The 16,760-nt window shown below is 61.7% G+C and carries 13 protein-coding genes; 7 read left to right on the top strand and 6 right to left on the bottom strand.

Annotated features, from left to right (window positions below; translation table 11 throughout):
• Positions 1-116: 116 nt before the first annotated feature.
• Both CF70_RS00480 and CF70_RS00475 read right to left on the bottom strand, forming a co-directional pair.
• Entirely contained in the window at positions 117-1,772 is a 1,656-nt protein-coding gene (locus tag CF70_RS00480) for a DUF2334 domain-containing protein (protein WP_035858926.1), read from the bottom strand.
• 9 nt (positions 1,773-1,781) lie between these two features.
• Complete coding sequence (locus CF70_RS00475; protein WP_035858922.1) at positions 1,782-2,099, bottom strand: hypothetical protein; 318 nt, start codon at positions 2,097-2,099, stop codon at positions 1,782-1,784.
• A 741-nt stretch (positions 2,100-2,840) separates the two neighbouring features.
• Here CF70_RS00475 and CF70_RS00470 point away from each other — a divergent pair.
• The 6 genes from CF70_RS00470 to CF70_RS00450 all read left to right on the top strand — a co-directional run bounded on the left by CF70_RS00470 (position 2,841) and on the right by CF70_RS00450 (position 9,678).
• Positions 2,841-3,752: a hypothetical protein gene (locus tag CF70_RS00470; RefSeq protein WP_051647944.1), complete on the top strand. Its 912-nt coding sequence runs from the start codon at positions 2,841-2,843 to the stop codon at positions 3,750-3,752.
• Complete coding sequence (locus tag CF70_RS38715) at positions 3,685-4,038, top strand: hypothetical protein (protein WP_349675091.1); 354 nt, start codon at positions 3,685-3,687, stop codon at positions 4,036-4,038. The genes CF70_RS00470 and CF70_RS38715 overlap by 68 nt, the downstream gene beginning before the upstream one ends.
• An 18-nt stretch (positions 4,039-4,056) precedes the next feature.
• Positions 4,057-4,302 carry a hypothetical protein gene (locus tag CF70_RS00465; protein WP_035858919.1) on the top strand — a complete coding sequence of 82 codons (246 nt, stop codon included), beginning with the start codon at positions 4,057-4,059 and terminating at the stop codon, positions 4,300-4,302.
• 119 nt (positions 4,303-4,421) lie between these two features.
• A complete protein-coding gene (gene imuA / locus CF70_RS00460; protein WP_035858916.1) occupies positions 4,422-5,126 on the top strand; it encodes a translesion DNA synthesis-associated protein ImuA in 705 nt (234 codons plus the stop codon).
• The gene (locus CF70_RS00455; RefSeq protein WP_035858913.1) at positions 5,053-6,516 is read left to right on the top strand and encodes a Y-family DNA polymerase; all 1,464 of its coding nucleotides are present in this window, start codon (positions 5,053-5,055) and stop codon (positions 6,514-6,516) included. Before imuA ends, CF70_RS00455 begins: the two co-directional genes overlap by 74 nt.
• Positions 6,517-6,525: 9 nt before the next feature.
• On the top strand, positions 6,526-9,678 hold the full coding sequence (locus CF70_RS00450) for an error-prone DNA polymerase (RefSeq protein WP_035858910.1): 3,153 nt from the start codon (positions 6,526-6,528) through the stop codon (positions 9,676-9,678).
• Between the two features lie 277 nt (positions 9,679-9,955).
• Here CF70_RS00450 and CF70_RS38845 read toward each other — a convergent pair whose 3' ends face one another.
• The 4 genes from CF70_RS38845 to CF70_RS33660 all read right to left on the bottom strand — a co-directional run bounded on the left by CF70_RS38845 (position 9,956) and on the right by CF70_RS33660 (position 14,616).
• Positions 9,956-10,258: a hypothetical protein gene (locus CF70_RS38845; protein WP_414629414.1), complete on the bottom strand. Its 303-nt coding sequence runs from the start codon at positions 10,256-10,258 to the stop codon at positions 9,956-9,958.
• Positions 10,170-10,400, bottom strand: coding sequence for a hypothetical protein (locus CF70_RS35580; RefSeq protein ID WP_152561648.1), 231 nt, complete (start codon positions 10,398-10,400; stop codon positions 10,170-10,172). Before CF70_RS35580 ends, CF70_RS38845 begins: the two co-directional genes overlap by 89 nt.
• Positions 10,401-10,496: 96 nt before the next feature.
• Entirely contained in the window at positions 10,497-11,147 is a 651-nt protein-coding gene (locus CF70_RS00445) for a glycine-rich domain-containing protein (protein ID WP_235184836.1), read from the bottom strand.
• Complete coding sequence (locus tag CF70_RS33660; protein ID WP_081861973.1) at positions 11,101-14,616, bottom strand: bifunctional diguanylate cyclase/phosphodiesterase; 3,516 nt, start codon at positions 14,614-14,616, stop codon at positions 11,101-11,103. Before CF70_RS33660 ends, CF70_RS00445 begins: the two co-directional genes overlap by 47 nt.
• A gap of 836 nt (positions 14,617-15,452) precedes the next feature.
• Between CF70_RS33660 and CF70_RS00435 the strand changes: the two genes are divergently transcribed.
• Positions 15,453-15,872: a hypothetical protein gene (locus CF70_RS00435; RefSeq protein ID WP_051647942.1), complete on the top strand. Its 420-nt coding sequence runs from the start codon at positions 15,453-15,455 to the stop codon at positions 15,870-15,872.
• Positions 15,873-16,760 lie beyond the last annotated feature (888 nt).

Below are 16,760 nucleotides of genomic sequence, written 5' to 3'. Positions count from 1 at the left end.
CAGAGACAGAGACAGAGACAGAGACAGAGACTGCGCAGTTTCACATAAGCTGACCTGAATCCGAAAGGTGGCAAAGCAGCGGCGAAGACGGAACGCTGCTGCTCCCGCCAGTTACCTTAAAATGTACTGGCATCCGCCCACGTATAGCCGAGTTGTGTGATCCCCTGAATAAGGCTCTTGAAGTCCGCGAATCCGGGGGTTCCGACTGCGGACTCGAGCCAGAATGGGTGGAAGAAGAAGGAGGCTACGGCATCCTGCACCAGTAGCGCATATTGCGCGTTGAGGTAAATATCCTGCCACGTGTAAGTAAGACACGAGGAGGGATCGATATTGCAGATGTTGTACTCGATATTGCCGAGATTCTCTGGAATTACCTTCTGGCCGTAATAGTCTTTCTTGATGAGGTAAGGGAAAAACTGGCCGACGGAGAAATCCCGATTGATGGCCGCGGAGTTCAGGGTCGTCGGATTGTCGGAGGTATAGTAGACGACCCGTTGATAGGTATTGGCGAACCGCGGGGGTACGGCTTTGATGCTGAGTGGCGAAGACTGATAGTGCGGTGCCTCCCAGGCGAAGGGGGTGTAGCCGCCGGAAATCAGTTCCTGCAGGCCACTGTCGAGGCGCCCTCCTGCCCACTGTGTCGAATCCTCGGCGACTGGGGTATTTGCGACAGCATTCCAGAATTCGAAATCGTCGCCGCTGACTGCCGTATTCACATTTCGCATGGACTTGTACTGGTGCGTGTAACCATGCATCACGATTTTCGCGCCGCGAGCGCTCGCGTATGCGAGCGCGCTCTTGAGGCCCGTGGCTTGCGCAAAGGGGATGTCTTGTGCCACGCCGCCGTTGTATATGCCCAGCGGATCGCGATAGTGCGGGATGGTTGCGATCGAGAATGGTATTGCCAGGCCGAAGAGGTAGTCGGTGAGCGTCTTCATGGTGCTCGTACTCACCAACGCGCCCACGTCTTCCAGCCTTACCAGAGCCTGATGACCGGCGGTGCCTGCGCGGTTCACCATGCTGAACAGCATGTCACAGAGGACCAGGTAGCGGTCGCGGGGGCCGATGAACGAGAACGGCATGTCGGCCACGTACCAGAAGTTACCGGAGCGGATGATGTATGGAACTTGCTCATTCGTCTTGCTGTCCTTGATATTGACGAGCACTTGCGCCTTGGTCGCATCCGTGACTTGCGTGACACCGATATCAGGATCGGCGCGCACAACGCCAGTGGAAGCGTTGAAGTCGTAATACTTGACGAGGTTAGTATTCTTGTAGATTACCGTATCGAAGAAGCCCGGCGCTGGATTGCTGGACGACGGCGAAGAATCCAGTCCTCTCAAGCCGCTGAAGGAAATGCCGTAGCGTTGTGTGAAGGAATAGGTAGCGTTCCATGCAACTTGCCAGAGGTTGTACTTGAACCAGACGATGGTCTTCTGCGTGGTGGTGACGTCGCTCAGGAACGCAGTTGGCACGCCGGGATTGTCATAGTAGGCGCCGACATAGAATATGGTCTGATAATTCTCCACCATACCCGGCGTGTACTGGTCCACGGGCTTGAGCGTGACGGTGCCGTCGAAGTGACCGAGCAGGTTGCTCAGCATGATCGCGTAAGCCTGCCCCAATTTCGAATATGAGTCGTTGGGCGGAGCATCGTAGAGGATCAGGGCGGTAATCGGCCCTGTCCCCGTCGGTTGAGCACTGGCGGGTTGCAGCGCGCTCCCACAGCATATGCCGAGTACCAGCGTAATCGTGATCAGTAGTCGCTTCATGATATCCCCTTAGTCTCTCGAGAAGCCGCCGGATGTGGTGTTGAACTTGCCTTGGTTGAGTCCACCATGCTTGTGTCCGTGCTCCATCTTCCGCTTCTGCTCCTCGGGGACGCCGGGCTCGATCGAGGTAAGGTAGGGAGGGCGTGCGGGCGGCGTTACGCGAGTCTTGGGACCCTTGTCCTTTTTGCCGGACTCGGCATTCAGCGCGCTATTCATCGCGCCGATCTGCGTCGCGGTTTGGGCTGCAGGGGCATCGTCGGATCGGGCATAACTTGTACCTGTAGCGCAGGCGACCAGGATAGCGCTCGCGATGGAAAGCAATTTCATTCGTGTCGTACGGTGCAGAGTAGTCACGATGTTCTCCCTTGTTCTGCATGAAGAGGCTAGATCCAAGCCGTGACGACCTGCCCAGCCGGCTATTAAACGGTTAGTCTTACTGCCGATGGCGCATGTGAATCCCACTTGAACAGACTCCGCAATGGCCGCGGGAATTTCCAACGAAATGAGAACAAAGAAATATCTCGAAGCTGCCTGAGGTACACATGGCGTTGCCGGGAAAAACCATGTTGGTGGCTTCTGGGTGCGTGCCGAACATAGCAAGAACCATCTGCATTTCTTCGCCCCCCTGCGCCCTTTCGTCCTTAGGGGAATAGATGCATTCGCGCCCCAAGGAGAACGCTTCCCGCAAGCTAGCCACCACCGCAAGGTATGCCCTGCGCCCTCTTCTAGCATCTAGGTGGGTATATATCACTCTATTTCAGCACCCGTGCGTCGTCTGCCTTCGAAGCTTGGCCGCGAACGCAGGCATCGTCTACAACTGCGAAATTAGGCGCCATGCTCAATACTTGTCCATCGGGCGCGCCCGACCCTAAAGGATGAGGGGGTGGCCCAAGCAGCACTTATCGGCAGCATTTCCTAGTAGCCTATGTCAAGCTCTTGTGCCTGAGCGGAGAGCTCCGGGCGCCCAGCTGGATCAAGCTCAAATGCAAACAGCGGCAAGAATTCGTCATCTGCGGATTCACGGCCCCGAAGGGAAGCCGACAAGGCCTAGGCGCGCTTCTCCTTGGCGTGCACGATGAAACCGGGAAACTGCACTACGCGGGCAGCGTTGGCAGCGGTTTGGATTCGCGCATGCTGACCAAGTTGCTCGCAATGCTGACCGAACTGGAAGTGCCAGTCTGCCCCTTTGAAAAGCCACCACCGCGCTTAGCCGCCCGATGGGTCAAGCCGAAGCGGGTGGCCGAGATCTCATTTGCCGAGTGGACCAAAGAAGGCCGAATCCGGCATCCCGTCTTCCATGCCTTGCGCGCTGACAAGGCCGCGGGCAACGTGACAAGGGAGCGGCCGGTCGATGTGGAACAGCCCCGGCCTCGGCCAGCGCGCACGGTGAAGGTATCCAACGCGGAACGTGTGATTGACCCGTCGACCGGAATGACGAAAGGTGACCTGGTCGGTTTCTACGAAGCCATCGCGCCGCACCTGCTGCCTCATCTCCGCGGGCGCCCTGTGGCGTTGGTACGCGGGCCAACGGGCATCGACGGCGAGCTGTTCTTTCAGAAGCACGCCGAGACCATCAAGATCCCGGGGACCAACGTCCTCGATGCCAGCCTATGGGCTGGGCATCCGCCACTCCTGGAGATCGCCAGCCAGACAGCCATTGTCGCCGCAGCGCAGTTGAACGTGATCGAGTTCCATACGTGGAATGCGACCAAGAGTGCCATCGACAAGCCTGATCGCGTCATCTTCGATCTGGACCCCGGCGATGGCGTGCCATGGCGGCACATGCTTGACGCCGCCATGCTGACGAAGACTATGCTGGATGAGCTTGGCCTGGTGAGCTTTCTCAAGACCAGTGGTGGCAAAAGGCCTGCATGTCGTTGTGCCCATTGCGCCGGAACTGCCGTGGACCACGGTGAAGAAGTTCTCGCAAGATGTCGTTCTTCATATCGCCCAGACCATTCCGCAGCGCTTCGTTTCTAAGAGCGGGCCGCGCAATCGCGTGGGTAAGATCTACATCGACTACCTGCGCAACGGCCAAGGTGCGACGACGGTGTCCGCATTTTCTGCCCGCGCGCGGCCAGGTCTCGGGGTTTCGGTGCCGGTATCCTGGGAGGAACTGGAGGAACTGACAGCGGGCGATCATTGGACGATCCAGACCGCCCTGCAGCGCGTGGAAGCCGCCGGCTACGTCGATCCGTGGGCGGAGTATGCCGATACAAGAAAGGTGCAACAAATTGGTGCGGCCATCCGCAAGCTGGCTGGCTAGTCGATCGGAGGATTTGTCATGGCAACCCTTGCGGCGTTTCCTGCCGCGGAGCGCGAAGCCTTTACCAACGCCTGTCGTCGGCACGGGTTCATCGCCGCCGACTTTAGCGTCTGCGACATGACCGGGGAACAGGGTCGCCTGGTGAGCGTGCTGAGGCCAGAGACAGGCGTATTGATGCAGTATGCGGCAGGGTCTCGGGATTCTTGGTCGACCAAATTCGAGCACGACCTAGCCATCGGGGTCTTCGGAGACGCCCCCGAGTAAAACTGCGACGGTGCTCGCTCATCAAGCGGTCCTTAAGGCATTTTCGCGTTCGGCAAAGAAATCCGTGACCACTGTATATATATACAGTAAACTGGGTTGCATGGACTCAACCAACAGCCATGCCAACGCCCAATCCAGAATCCATCCATCCTGCGTTATGGAAAGCCTCCCAGCTCGCCCTGGCGAACGGTCGCACCGTCGCCACCGGCTATCCGGTCCTGACGGCCGAGCTACCGGGTGGCGGCTGGCCGACGGCATCGCTGATCGAACTTTTGGTGCGCCAACCGGGCGTGGGGGAGTTGCGCCTGCTGCGCCCCGCACTGGCGGAGGTCTGTAAGCGGCCTGTCGCCCTGATTCAGCCGCCGCAAACGCCACAGGCACTCGCCTTGGCCAGCTGGGGCTTGCCGCCCGAACGTCTGCTGTGGATCCGCAGCCAGCGCACGGCTGATGCCCTTTGGGCCACCGAGCAATTGCTGCGCGCCGGCACCTGCGGTGCGGTGCTCCTTTGGCAGACCCATATCCGCAATGACGCGCTGCGCCGCCTGCACCTGGCTGCACAGGGTGGCGAGGCGCTGTTTTGCCTCATGCGTTCACTGGCCTGTGCACGCGACGCTTCGCCAGCGCCACTGCGCATTGGCGTTGCGCCCGCCGCCGGCGGCGTCGATCTCTCCTTCATCAAGCGGCGCGGCCCGCAGCAGGACCTGCCCGTGCGCGTCCTGCTGGAACCGTCGCCGATCCTGCTTCACCGTCATGCTGCGCCTCTGGATCTGCCTGCACCTCTCGTCCCTGCCACTCGAAGTCTTCCGGCCGAATTGGTCCACTGAGTTGGCTGTGGCGGTGTTGGACAAGGAACGCGTGCACCTCGCTTCGCGCCTGGCGGCGGAGGCTGGCGTTCGCCCGCAGATGCGCCGCGGCGGTGTGCTGACCATCGCGCCGCAGACCCTGCTGTACGATCGAGCCCCGGAGAAGGAAGCCGACGCCCTGCAGCGCGTGGCCATGGCGCTCCTGCAGTTCGCGCCCAACGTGGTGCATGCCGAGGAAGCGTCCGTGCTGGTAGACGTGTCGGCCAGCCTGCGCCTGTTCGGCGGCATCCGCCAGTTGCGCCGCCGCATGCGCGCGTCTGTCGCCGCGCTGGGCTTCAGCGCGGCCTGCGGCTGTGCTCCGACAGCCCAGGGCGCCTGGCTGTTGGCCCATGCCGGTGGCGCAAGCACCCTCAAGATCGAGGCATTGGAGCGCCGGCTCGGCGCCCTCGCCATCGGCACCCTGCCCGCCGCACGGCCATTCCTGGAATGGCTGGATGGACTAGGGTGCCGTTGCCTTGCCGATATCCGCCGGCTGCCGCGGGCCGGGCTGCAGCGCCGGTGCGGCCGAGAACTGAACGAGGCGATGGATCGCGCCCTGGGCCAGGCGCCAGAGATCTTCGAATGGCTACAGCCCCCGCCAACCTTCTCAGCGCAGGTCGACCTTCCCGATCGCATCGAGCATGCGGAGGCCACCCTGCTCTACAGCCGCGGGCTCATCGTGCAGATGCTGGGCTGGCTGGCCGCGCACCATCTGGCGGTCACCAAAGTCTTGGTGGAACTCAAACACGAGCGCGGCCGCGAGGCGCTGGCGCCAACCGTCATCGAGATCGCGCTGGCAGAGCCCAGCTGGAGCGAGGATCACCCGATGCGCTTGCTGCGTGAGCGGCTGGCGCAGCTGCAGGTGGATGCCCCCATGATCGCGGTGCGCCTGTCCGTCACCGACGTGCAGGCCAAGGCGCCCCCCAGCGAATCGCTATTTCCTGAGCCCGGCGGCACGCCCGAGGACCACGCCCGGGTGATGGAACTGCTCGCGGCGCGGCTTGGCGCCGACAACATCCTGCGGCCGGAGTTGCGTGCGGACTACCGGCCGGAGGTAGCCAACACCTGGGTGCCGGCCGTCGGGAAACCCCGACCTGGCGCGGAAGCGCCCGCCCTGCCGCGCCCGGCTTGGCTGCTGGACAAGCCGATTGCCTTGCTGATCCGCGATCATCGCCCGTTCTATGGCTCGCCCCTGCGCATGGTGTCTCCCCCGGAACGCATCGAGGCCGGTTGGTGGAGCGGCGAGTTGGTGACGCGGGATTATTACGTGGCCGAGGGTCGCGATCACGCCCATTACTGGGTCTATCAGGAACGCATGGGCAGCCGGGACGGCGATGAGGCCACGTGGTACCTGCACGGGCTGTTCGGGTGAGGTGGCGCCATGGAATCCCTACGCACCGGCGCCGGCTTGCCCGACTACGCCGAGCTTTACTGCCTCTCTAATTTCTCCTTCCTTGAAGGCGCATCTCGCGCGGAAGAGCTGGTCGAGCGCGCCGTGCAACTGGGCTACAGCGCGCTCGCCATCACCGACGAATGCTCGTTGGCCGGCATCGTGCGGGCGCATGCCGAAGCCAAGAAGCACGGGCTAAAGCTGCTCGTCGGTGCATCGTTTCGCCTGGTCAATGCAGACGGAAGCCCCTGCATCTCCTTCATCGCACTCGCCCGCAATCGCGAAGGCTACGGCAACCTGTGCGAGCTAATCACGCTGTCCCGCACGCGCACGGCAAAGGGCGCCTACCTGCTCACGCGCCGGGATCTGGACGGCTCGGAAGGCGCCTACGCGCACCTGCGAGGCCTGCCCGATTGCACGATCATTTTCACGCCGGAGTACTGCACGCCAGCGGAGCGGCTGGACGCCCAAGCCGCATGGATCACGGCCACCTTTCCAGGTCGCGCGTGGATGAGCCTGACCCTGCTGTACCGCGCCATGGATGACATCCATCGGGCGGGCGTGATGGAAGCCGCCGCGGCCAATCACCTGCGCGTGGTGGCTACCGGCCACGTGCAGATGCACGTACGGTCGCGCAAGCCGCTTCATGACGTGCTGAGCGCCATCCGCTTAGGCAAGGCCGTGCCCGATTGCGGGTATCAGTTGACCCCCAACGCAGAACAGCACCTGCGCTCACGCCTACGGCTTGCCAATGTCTACCCGCACCGGCTGCTGACCGAATCGCTGCACATCGCCAATCTCTGCCAGTTCTCGTTGGATGAGCTGCGCTATGAGTATCCCGATGAAGTGGTCCCGACGGGCGTCTCTCCTGCGGAATACCTGCGAAGAGAAACCTACATCGGTGCGCACCACCGCTTCCCCCGAGGCATCCCTGCCACCGTCCAGGCCCAGATCGAGCACGAATTGGCGCTCATTGAGGACATGCACTACGAGCATTATTTTCTGACGGTTTACGACATCGTCCGCTTTGCGCGCTCCAATCGCATCCTCTGTCAGGGGCGAGGCTCGGCGGCCAACTCCGCAGTCTGTTACTGCCTGGGTATCACGGAGGTGGACCCGGCCCGTGGCAACCTGCTCTTCGAGCGGTTCATCAGCAAGGAGCGTGGCGAGCCACCGGACATCGATGTCGATTTCGAACACCAGCGCCGCGAGGAGGTCATCCAGTACCTGTACACGAAGTATGGGCGAACCCGCGCGGCGCTGGCGGCGGCCGTGGCCACCTATCGGCCGCGCAGCGCGCTGCGCGAGTCCGGCAAGGCGCTTGGCGTGGACCCGGCCATCGTCGACCTGGTCGCCAAGGCACACCACTGGTTTGACAGCAAGGCCGACCTGCTCAAACGTTTCGCGGAAAGCGGCGTCGATACGGAAAGTGCGCTGACCCAACGATGGGCAAACATGGCGACGCAGTTGCTCGGCTTTCCTCGGCACCTCTCCCAGCATTCGGGCGGGTTCGTGCTCGCCCGCGGCAAGCTATCGCGCCTGGTACCCATCGAGAACGCCGCCATGCCCGATCGCAGCGTAATCCAGTGGGATAAGGACGACCTGGATGCCGTCGGCTTGCTCAAGGTCGACGTGCTGGCGCTGGGCATGCTCTCGGCGATCCGCCGCGCGCTGGATCTCGTCTCCGAACAGCGTGGGGAGGCATTCGAGCTGCAGGATATCCCGGCGGAGGATCCAGCCACCTACGAAATGCTGTGCCGCGCGGACAGTGTCGGGGTGTTCCAGGTGGAATCCCGTGCGCAAATGTCCATGCTGCCCCGGCTGCAGCCCCGCACCTTCTATGACCTGGTCGTCGAGGTCGCCATCGTGCGACCGGGTCCGGTGCAAGGAGGCATGGTCCACCCGTACTTGCGGCGCCGGCAAGGTAAGGAACCCGTAACCTATCCGAGCCCGGAAATGGAAAAGGCGCTGTCGCGCACGCTCGGCGTGCCGATTTTCCAGGAACAGGTGATGCAGGTAGCCATGCTCGCAGCGGGTTTCTCGGCTGGCGAGGCTGACCAGCTGCGTCGGGCCATGGCGGCCTGGAAGCGCAAGGGTGGGCTGGAGCATTACTACGACCGCATCGTCTCCGGCATGCTGGAACGCGGGTACGAACGGGAATTTGCTGAGAGCATCTTCCGGCAAATCCAAGGCTTCGGTGAATACGGCTTCCCAGAGAGCCATGCGGCCAGCTTTGCGCTGCTGGTCTACGCCAGCGCCTGGCTGAAATGCCATGAGCCGGCCGTGTTCCTCTGCGCGATGCTCAACAGTCAGCCGATGGGGTTCTACTCGCCTTCGCAGCTAGTGCAGGATGGGAAACGCCACGGTGTCGACGTGCTGCCAGTGGACGTCACGATCAGCGGCTGGCACTCGTCACTGGAAGCCGACGACAAGAAGCCGCCAGCGGTTCGGCTCGGCCTCTCGCTGCTGCGCGGGATGCGCGCGGAGGCGGCGCAGCGCATTGAGGAGGCACGCGCCGTGCGCCCATTCTCAGGGACGACTGACCTGGCCCGCCGCGCGAACTTGGACAGGCATGATGTGCAGGTCCTGGCCGCCGGCGACACACTGCGAGCCTTCGCTGGCCACCGACGCAATGCACTCTGGCAGGCCACGGCCGCGGTGCCCGACAAGGATCTGTTGCGGCCTGCCGACGTGCCGGAAGAACTACCTTCACTGGTGGCGCCTAGCGAGGGCGAGGCCATTGTCGCGGACTATCGATCGACGGGCTTGACCCTCAACCGGCATCCGCTGGCGCTGCTGCGACGACATCTCGCCAGCGGCCGGTTCGTGACAGCGGAAACGCTATTCCGCTATCAGGACCGCCAGTTGGCCCGCGGCGCTGGCATCGTGACGGTGCGACAGCGCCCGAGCACCGCGAACGGCGTGCTGTTCATGACCATCGAGGATGAGACGGGATCGGTCAACGTGATCGTTTGGCCGTCGGTGCTGGAGCGGTTCCGCAAAGAGGTACTGGCCGCTCGCTTGATCGGTGTCCTGGGCCAGTGGCAGTGCGAGGGCGAAGTGAGGCACCTCGTTGCACAGCGGTTGGTGGATCTCACACCGCTGCTCGGCCACCTGGAAACGAGCAGCCGCGATTTCTGCTAGCTGACGGATGCAGCTAGATTCAAAACGCCATGCCGATCTTTCTTATCAAGAATAGGGAAAATTGGGTACACACCCCCCACCTGGACTGGCGGATCGGCACATATTCTCCAGCGCCGTAATACGTGCATTAGGGCGCGAGTTACGATGCCCTTCGGGTCGAAGCGCTGTGAGTTGGCCAACCGGTCAACCCATCGTCTGGGCTGACCACCATTCCGCTCTCGCGCCCGCGCCATGGCGCGCCTTACTATCACCCAGCCTGCGTCACAACATCAAGGTTCTACGGGAAGGCTGATGACATCATCCGTTCCGCAATCTCCTGAAGCGCTGCCCGGGCCGCCGCATCACCGCGCTTTGCTGCTTTTCGCAGAAGTGAAAATCCGTGAGTGGCATCGGCGGAGGAGTGTCGCCCATGCAGATGGAGGAGAGCCAGTCGCGCGGTCGCGTGAACAACCCCGCCGGCCGCTGCGAGGCCATAGAAATGGGCCGCCTTGTCATAGTCGACCGGTAACGATAAATTCTTCAAGCTTGCCGAGGAGCTTGGCCTCCTCGGGACTGGTCTCAGCGTCGAGATCCCAGCCACGATCTTCCAGCTGGCGCAAAGTCGGATGAGGGCGGCCATGCCACCGGTGCCACTCGGCGCCATGCAGCGTTTTGATCAATGTGGTGTCGCTCGGGCCGTCGCCGTGTGCTGGCCGGCCCCTGGTCATTTGCTCGAGATCCAACTGGCCGCTGCTTCAGCCTGTGCACATAGGCAAGGCTGTGGCCGACACCCCGGTCACGCAGCGGGCACTGCTTCCATGCGCCGGTACGCGAGCGCGTCAAGCGCTAAGCACCTGCGCTTGCCTTGGCTCGTTCGCTACTGCGCAGTAGGCAGATTTCATGGGATGAGCGCGCATGCAATCCGCGGGTTCTGCTTTCACCGACAATGCGCAGTAGGCGGCCCTGGCTGTCGCGGCCAGTGCACAATAGGCCGGTACCGTCGATATTGCATGCGCGCAGTATGAGGGTTCCGCGCTCACGGCGCGCGCACCATATGCGCGCTCGCTCGTCGCCGGGCGGGCGCAATACGACGGAGCGGTTAGATTCTGGCCAAACTCCTGCATGCTAAGTGCGTTGCTGGCGTTGGCCAGTGCCTGCAGCCTGGCTTCGTCTTCGAGCCCGTCGATGCCGACATAGGGGTCATGGTGCAGTACATGACCGAAGATCCGCTCGCAATCACTCGCATAGCGCTGGGTATCGAGAATGTGGGCGTGCCAGAACTCGTCCACCAGTTCGCTGGGCACCACCGGCGCATCTGGATATTTCGCCGCCAGTTTCAGAAACTGGCGATAGCCGGACTCGGCCGCGGTCAACGTTTTGGCGGTCCAGCGGGCCTGCTCGCGGTGCAGCAGTTTGGCCTTCATCCGGCTGAAATCGAGAGCGTCAATCGCTTGCCACATATGCTTGACGGTTTGTTCCTGTGCTTTCATAACGTTGCTCCGATGGTTGACGACTGAGGTACGCACCAGGATGCGGAAGTAAGGCGCGTATTGATTGCGGTCCTGGATGCTGCGCGAGACCGTGTTCGGTATGACTGACCAGAAAGGCTGTGATGTCCTCGGCGGGGAGCGGCTGGCTAAAGTAATACCCTTGCACTTCATCACAACCTTCGCTGCGCAGAAAGTTGAGCTGCTGCGCGTTTTCGACGCCCTCCGCGACTACGTCTAGGTCAAGCCGATGCCCGAGGCCGATCACTGCACTCGCAATTTGCGTATCGCTGCGGCTTTCCGGCACATGGCGGATGAAGGTACGATCAATTTTCACGACATCGATCGGAAAGCGGCTCAGATAGGCCAGTGAAGAATATCCCGTGCCAAAATCGTCGATGGCCAGTCGCACACCCGTTCTCTTGAGTTTCGAGAGCCAGCGCGCTGCTTGCTCGGCATCCCGCATGACCAGGCTTTCAGTCAGTTCGAGTTCCAGGAGATTCCCTGGCAGGCCCGCTTGCCGCAGGGCATCGAGGATGATGAGCCTGAGACTCTTGTCGGCAAACTGCCGGGCCGAGAGGTTGACAGCGACGCGCATAGACGCCAATCCCTGCGCGAGCCATTGTGCATTCTGACGGCAAGCCTCGCGCAGGACCCACGCGCCGATCTGGACAATGGCACCCGACTCCTCCGCAAAGGGAATGAAATCTCCCGGCAAAACCAGCCCGAACTCGGGATGGTGCCAGCGGATGAGCGCCTCCACGGCCGTACAGGCATTGGTCGTGAGGGAGATGCGGGGCTGGTAGTAGAGTTCAAACTCGTTGCGTTCTAGCGCGCGGCGCAGATGCGCTTCCATATCGACGCGCCGCCGCAAGGATTCGCTCATCTCGCGGGCATAGAACTGGTGGGCATTCTTGCCGCGTTGCTTTGCGCTAAACATTGCCAGGTCTGCATGCTTGAGCAGCGTCTGCGCGTCGGCCGCGTCCTCCGGAAAGGAGCTGATGCCGATGCTCGCCGTGATGCGCAACTCCTTGTCGTTGACGGCGAAACCCGGCGCAAGCGCTGCCTGCATACTCCGAATGGTCCGGCTCAACACGGTCGGGTCGCCCTTTGGCTCAACCAGCACGACAAATTCGTCACCGCCAAGGCGCGCGATCAGTTCCACATCAGGCAGGGCTGCGCGCAGGCGGTCCGCGACGCCTCGCAACAAGATATCTCCCGCGTCGTGGCCCATGGTGTCGTTCACGATCTTGAACTGGTCGAGATCGACGAAGAGAACGCTCAGGCCGTCCTGGCGGGATTGCGGTATCGCCAGTCGTCGTTCCAGATGATCCCGGAACATCAGCCGATTCGGTAGCCCAGTGAGCGCGTCGTGATTGGCGATGAAGCGCAGATTCTCTTCGGCTTCCTTGCGCAGCAAGAAGTGGCTGGTCTGGGAGGCGATCGCACTCCCCATAGCGAGTGCGTATCGATCCCGTGCACGCCTGTCGCGCGAGTACAGCTCGACCTCGCCGAGGGTGACGGTGCCCCTTCGCAGCAGGAAGATAAAAACAGTCAGGATGCCTTGCTCGCCCAGCCACGCGTGCTGCGGCATCCTGGCGATGGCACTACGGCTGGCATACCAGTGTGGTCCGTCCGGCATGAGCGCCGCTGTTGCTTGCGGCCAAGTCATACGCTTTGCCAGCCAGCATCCCAGTTCCCTGCTCGGCGTCACGCAGACCGGGGCCAGTTGCATCGCACGGCCTGCCTCGGTAGGCCAGAATGCGCCCGCTTCCCATTCCATGCCCTCGACCAGGGTGCGGACAATCTGTTCCGGGACTTTGGCTGCGCAGGTCGCAGTGGACAAGTGCAATGCGATCCGATGTTCCTGGGCACGCGCTTGTTCGGCGGCCTTGCGCTGGGTGATGTCCTGAGCGGTGCCACGCAAGATGCGCGAGCCCGCGAGGCCATGCGCGTTCCCGATCAGGTGAAGCCAGCCCTTGCGCCCGCGCGAAGAGCGGTAGGGGCATTCCAGTTCGAAGGCCCCACGGTCGGCCAATGCGGTCTGCATGCGCGCCACGAGGGTGGCGCGGTAGTCGGCATCGAGGGCATGCAAGAGCATGTCGAGCGTAGGCCTTGCTCCCTGGCCGCCGATCAGGCGCACCATCTCGCCGGAGAAATCTGCCCAATTCCTTTCCAGGTCGATGCGCCAGTTACCCAGGCGCGCAATGCGCTGTGCTTCGGCAAGCGCGGCCTGGCTCTCGCGCAAGCTTCGCGTCATGCCATCCGCCACGGCGAGGGCGCGCGTACGAGAACTCGACAGCGCATACGCCAACCCACTCAGCAAGAGGCTGATGATCAGTCCGGATCCGAGTATCAAGGCCGGTACGAAGCGCTGAGGACCGCTGATCGCCATCGTGGCTGAGGAAAACTCGATCAACCAGCGCCGCCCGCCAAAGGATTGATAGACAGTCTTGCTCAGATACGGGCGACTTGCCGCAACGTTTGCACGTTGTATCGGACCTTTCCACTCGCTCGCGCCAATCTTGTCGATCGGGTCGGCGATGGCCGGCGGCATTTTCTGGCCTCCGGCGTTTTCGGACAGCCCGTTGAGGCTGTCATAGAGCAATGTGGCCGGTGAAGGCGAAATCGCTTCCATATCTGAATCGCCAGCATCGTAAAGCCGGAAGCGAGTCCTGCGCAGCATTTCCTGGTTGGCCAGGTTGCTCAGCAGGTCGCCAACCCGTATGCCTGCGCCAACCGAGCCGACGTAGGCGCGACGACGCGCTTCCACGTCCTCCAGCGGAAGACCGTTCCTGTAGACCGGCAGCCGCAAGGCAATGCCGACGTGGGGTCTCCTGGATTCACTGAAAATAAGGCGTCCGCTGCTGACGGCTTGTCCGGTATCGCGCGCTTTTTCGAGTGCCCCGAGGCGGTGCGGTTCGGCCCCCATGTCGATACCGATCGAAGTTCGATTTTCGCCGAGCGGTTCGGCGTAGGTCAGCACGAAGTAGGCAGGGCGCCGGCCGGCAGGATGGACGGCAAAGTCCACGCCGGCTTTGTGCAGGACAGGGTCCTTGCGCTGGCTGGCCACGAACGCAGCCAATTCCGCAGCCGGCACGTACTGGGCGTAATTGAGGGTCTGAAAGCCAGGATAGCGCTGCGGCAGGCTCAGGCCATTGACGAAATCGCGAAACTCAGCGCGTGATACGTGGTCGCTCGCTCCAAAGAGCGCCTGCATGGTCACCAACACGTCGGTGTAAAGGCGAATGCGGGTATCGATCTGCTGAATGACGTCGTCCGTATCGCTCGTGAAGCGTAGCTCGGCATCACGTTCCAGCAACTCGGTGCAGACCGCATACACGACGGTTGTGCTCAGAATCCCAAGCAAGAGCGTAGAGAGCGTGACCGTAACAGATCCAAAACGGCACAGCGGTCGAATAAATTGCGTCAGCTTATGGCGCACCCCAACTTCCCCCGAGACCCCGGCCATGAATCGCCTGCAAAAGCAACCAGCCGTTGGTACGGCTGTACAGCCATCGCCCGAGATACATCCGACGTAGTTGGTATCTCGCGGCTTGTTTTCAAATGTTAAGACAACTGTATCGCAGTTTTATGTCGCGGCATACGAGAAGTTCAATTATGGGCACCCCCCTAAAGTAGGGGGGGCGGCCGTGCTGCAGGCGCTCGCGTGCGCGTTTAAAGGTCGCCCATTGGTGCTGACGGCGACATTCCTAATTAGCCCGAACTTTGAGCTCGCGGCGCGCATAGTGCATTGACTTCTCACGGATATGTGAGCGAGCGAGGCGATTACTGGGTACAGGCGACGGGGATGAGAAACTAACGTCAAATCTGGCAAATGATGTCGCCGCCCATTTCGACTTTGGGCCCCCCTTCCCTGCGCCTGCTCGTCGACGGCCGACTGAACTGCGGTCGCTTCCGACAGCCGCCCGAGGTACCTTCCGTATCGAACAATACAGCCAAGCAATTTTTCGAACGGGCGTTATGTTCAATAACGGCGGCAGCACTGCCCTCCTAGCGCGGTCAGCGCAGACCTCGGCGAATGCCGCGGCGGTGCGGACGAGTTGGCGGAGGCCAAGTCGGGCCACGACCTGTGGTCCTGTCTAAAGCGGGGCGGCTCGCCTGATTCTGAATCGCCCCTCTCCATCCATCTTATGTAGCGTCATCTTCCACTGAACTGAGCCTTCGAAAATTGCACGCGACGCTCCTCATGTGGCCCCCATTGTGCCGTTCCACACATTTGTTGACTCGAGGTACGGCTAGAATGACACAAGAACTGAGCTAAGCACGGCACTTGCGGGAGGAGCCATGGCCAGAGGCGGATTTTGGTTAGTTGCCCTAGTCATCGGAGGAGTTTCGCTCGTAGAGCAGGTCCAGAAGTACTGGCCAGTGTTCGTCAGCTTCATCATTTTGTCCGTGCTAGCGGCACTGTATATCTTCGTAGACTCTTTCGCGAAAGAGAAATTTCAGAAGGAGCAGCGAGAAGAAGAGCTGCTTGCGAAGTACGGCGAAGAGATTGCGGGTGAGATTCTGAAATCCCACATTTGGGTGGATCAGACCACCGAACAACTTGTGGATTCCCGAGGCAAGCCGTACGCGATTGACCAGAAATTTCTCAAATCAAAAGTTCGCGAAGTTTGGAAGTACAACCCCGGTCCTCGCGGAGGTTGTAGGCTCCGCGTCACAATTGAAAACGGACGCGTAGTGTCGTGGGACAGGAAAATCTGAGCTCATTCCGTCGGGCCCAGCAGCTCGCGGTTCTGCGGAATGGCAAGGCCGTCCACCAAGCGCTCGCGTAGCTCTTGGTGCCATACGAGAGCGCGGGCGTGGTCATCGCACAACCGGGGCCGGCGACGGTGGCGACAAGTACATCCGACGCAAGGACATCAACTTGCTGTGCGCTTTCTACGGGGCGGCCTATCCCGATTGCAATCGGGTAATGACCGACGCCGGAGGCGTGTTCATCGGCCAGGTTTGCCTACATCGAGGGCCCTTGCCACAATTCTTCGGCCATCGGCGGCCTACATCCTAAATCAGTGGCTCGTAAAGGCGATCCTTGCCACGCACGCGGGAAATTGGCGCGTCAACGAAACTTGCGAGCCTGTGTTGGTGCTAGCCGCCGGCAACGGCGTGCGACTGGCTACAGCAAGAGGTGGCGCGCATGTGGGTATTACCAGTTGGACTAAACCGAGGCCAAAGCGCCGCCACGCCGGGTCGGCACCCGACTGGGGCGTCGAAACGACGGCGCAAACCAGGGGAAAAGGACCAGTCAGCAAGTGACTGATTTGATTGGAGCGGGGCGCCACCTGGAGACCCGCATGGATGCTAGACGCGCCTACCCCGGTAAATTGCAGCGGAATCAAGAGGACCCCTNCTCCCTGCGCCTACACCCCTTTCTCCCTCTAGGGTGCCGACCACCAGCGCACCAGGGTCCTACGCTTTGCCTCAACTCGTTCTCCAGATTCGCCAGCCGCCTCCCCTGCTCCGCCGCGCGCTAACTGACAAGCGGCCATGGCGGCCTCCAGCTGGATCTAATACGTCGCGCGCTGTGCCACAGCCATCTACGAACACTGCAGTGGTGGCACTTCGCAGGGGATCCCGTCCCCGTCACCGTCG

The sequence above is a fragment of the Cupriavidus sp. SK-3 genome (assembly GCF_000611145.1).
Lineage (GTDB): Bacteria > Pseudomonadota > Gammaproteobacteria > Burkholderiales > Burkholderiaceae > Cupriavidus.
The sequence above is the reverse complement of the archived record's forward strand: the minus strand, read 5'-3'. Positions and strand labels throughout refer to the sequence as shown.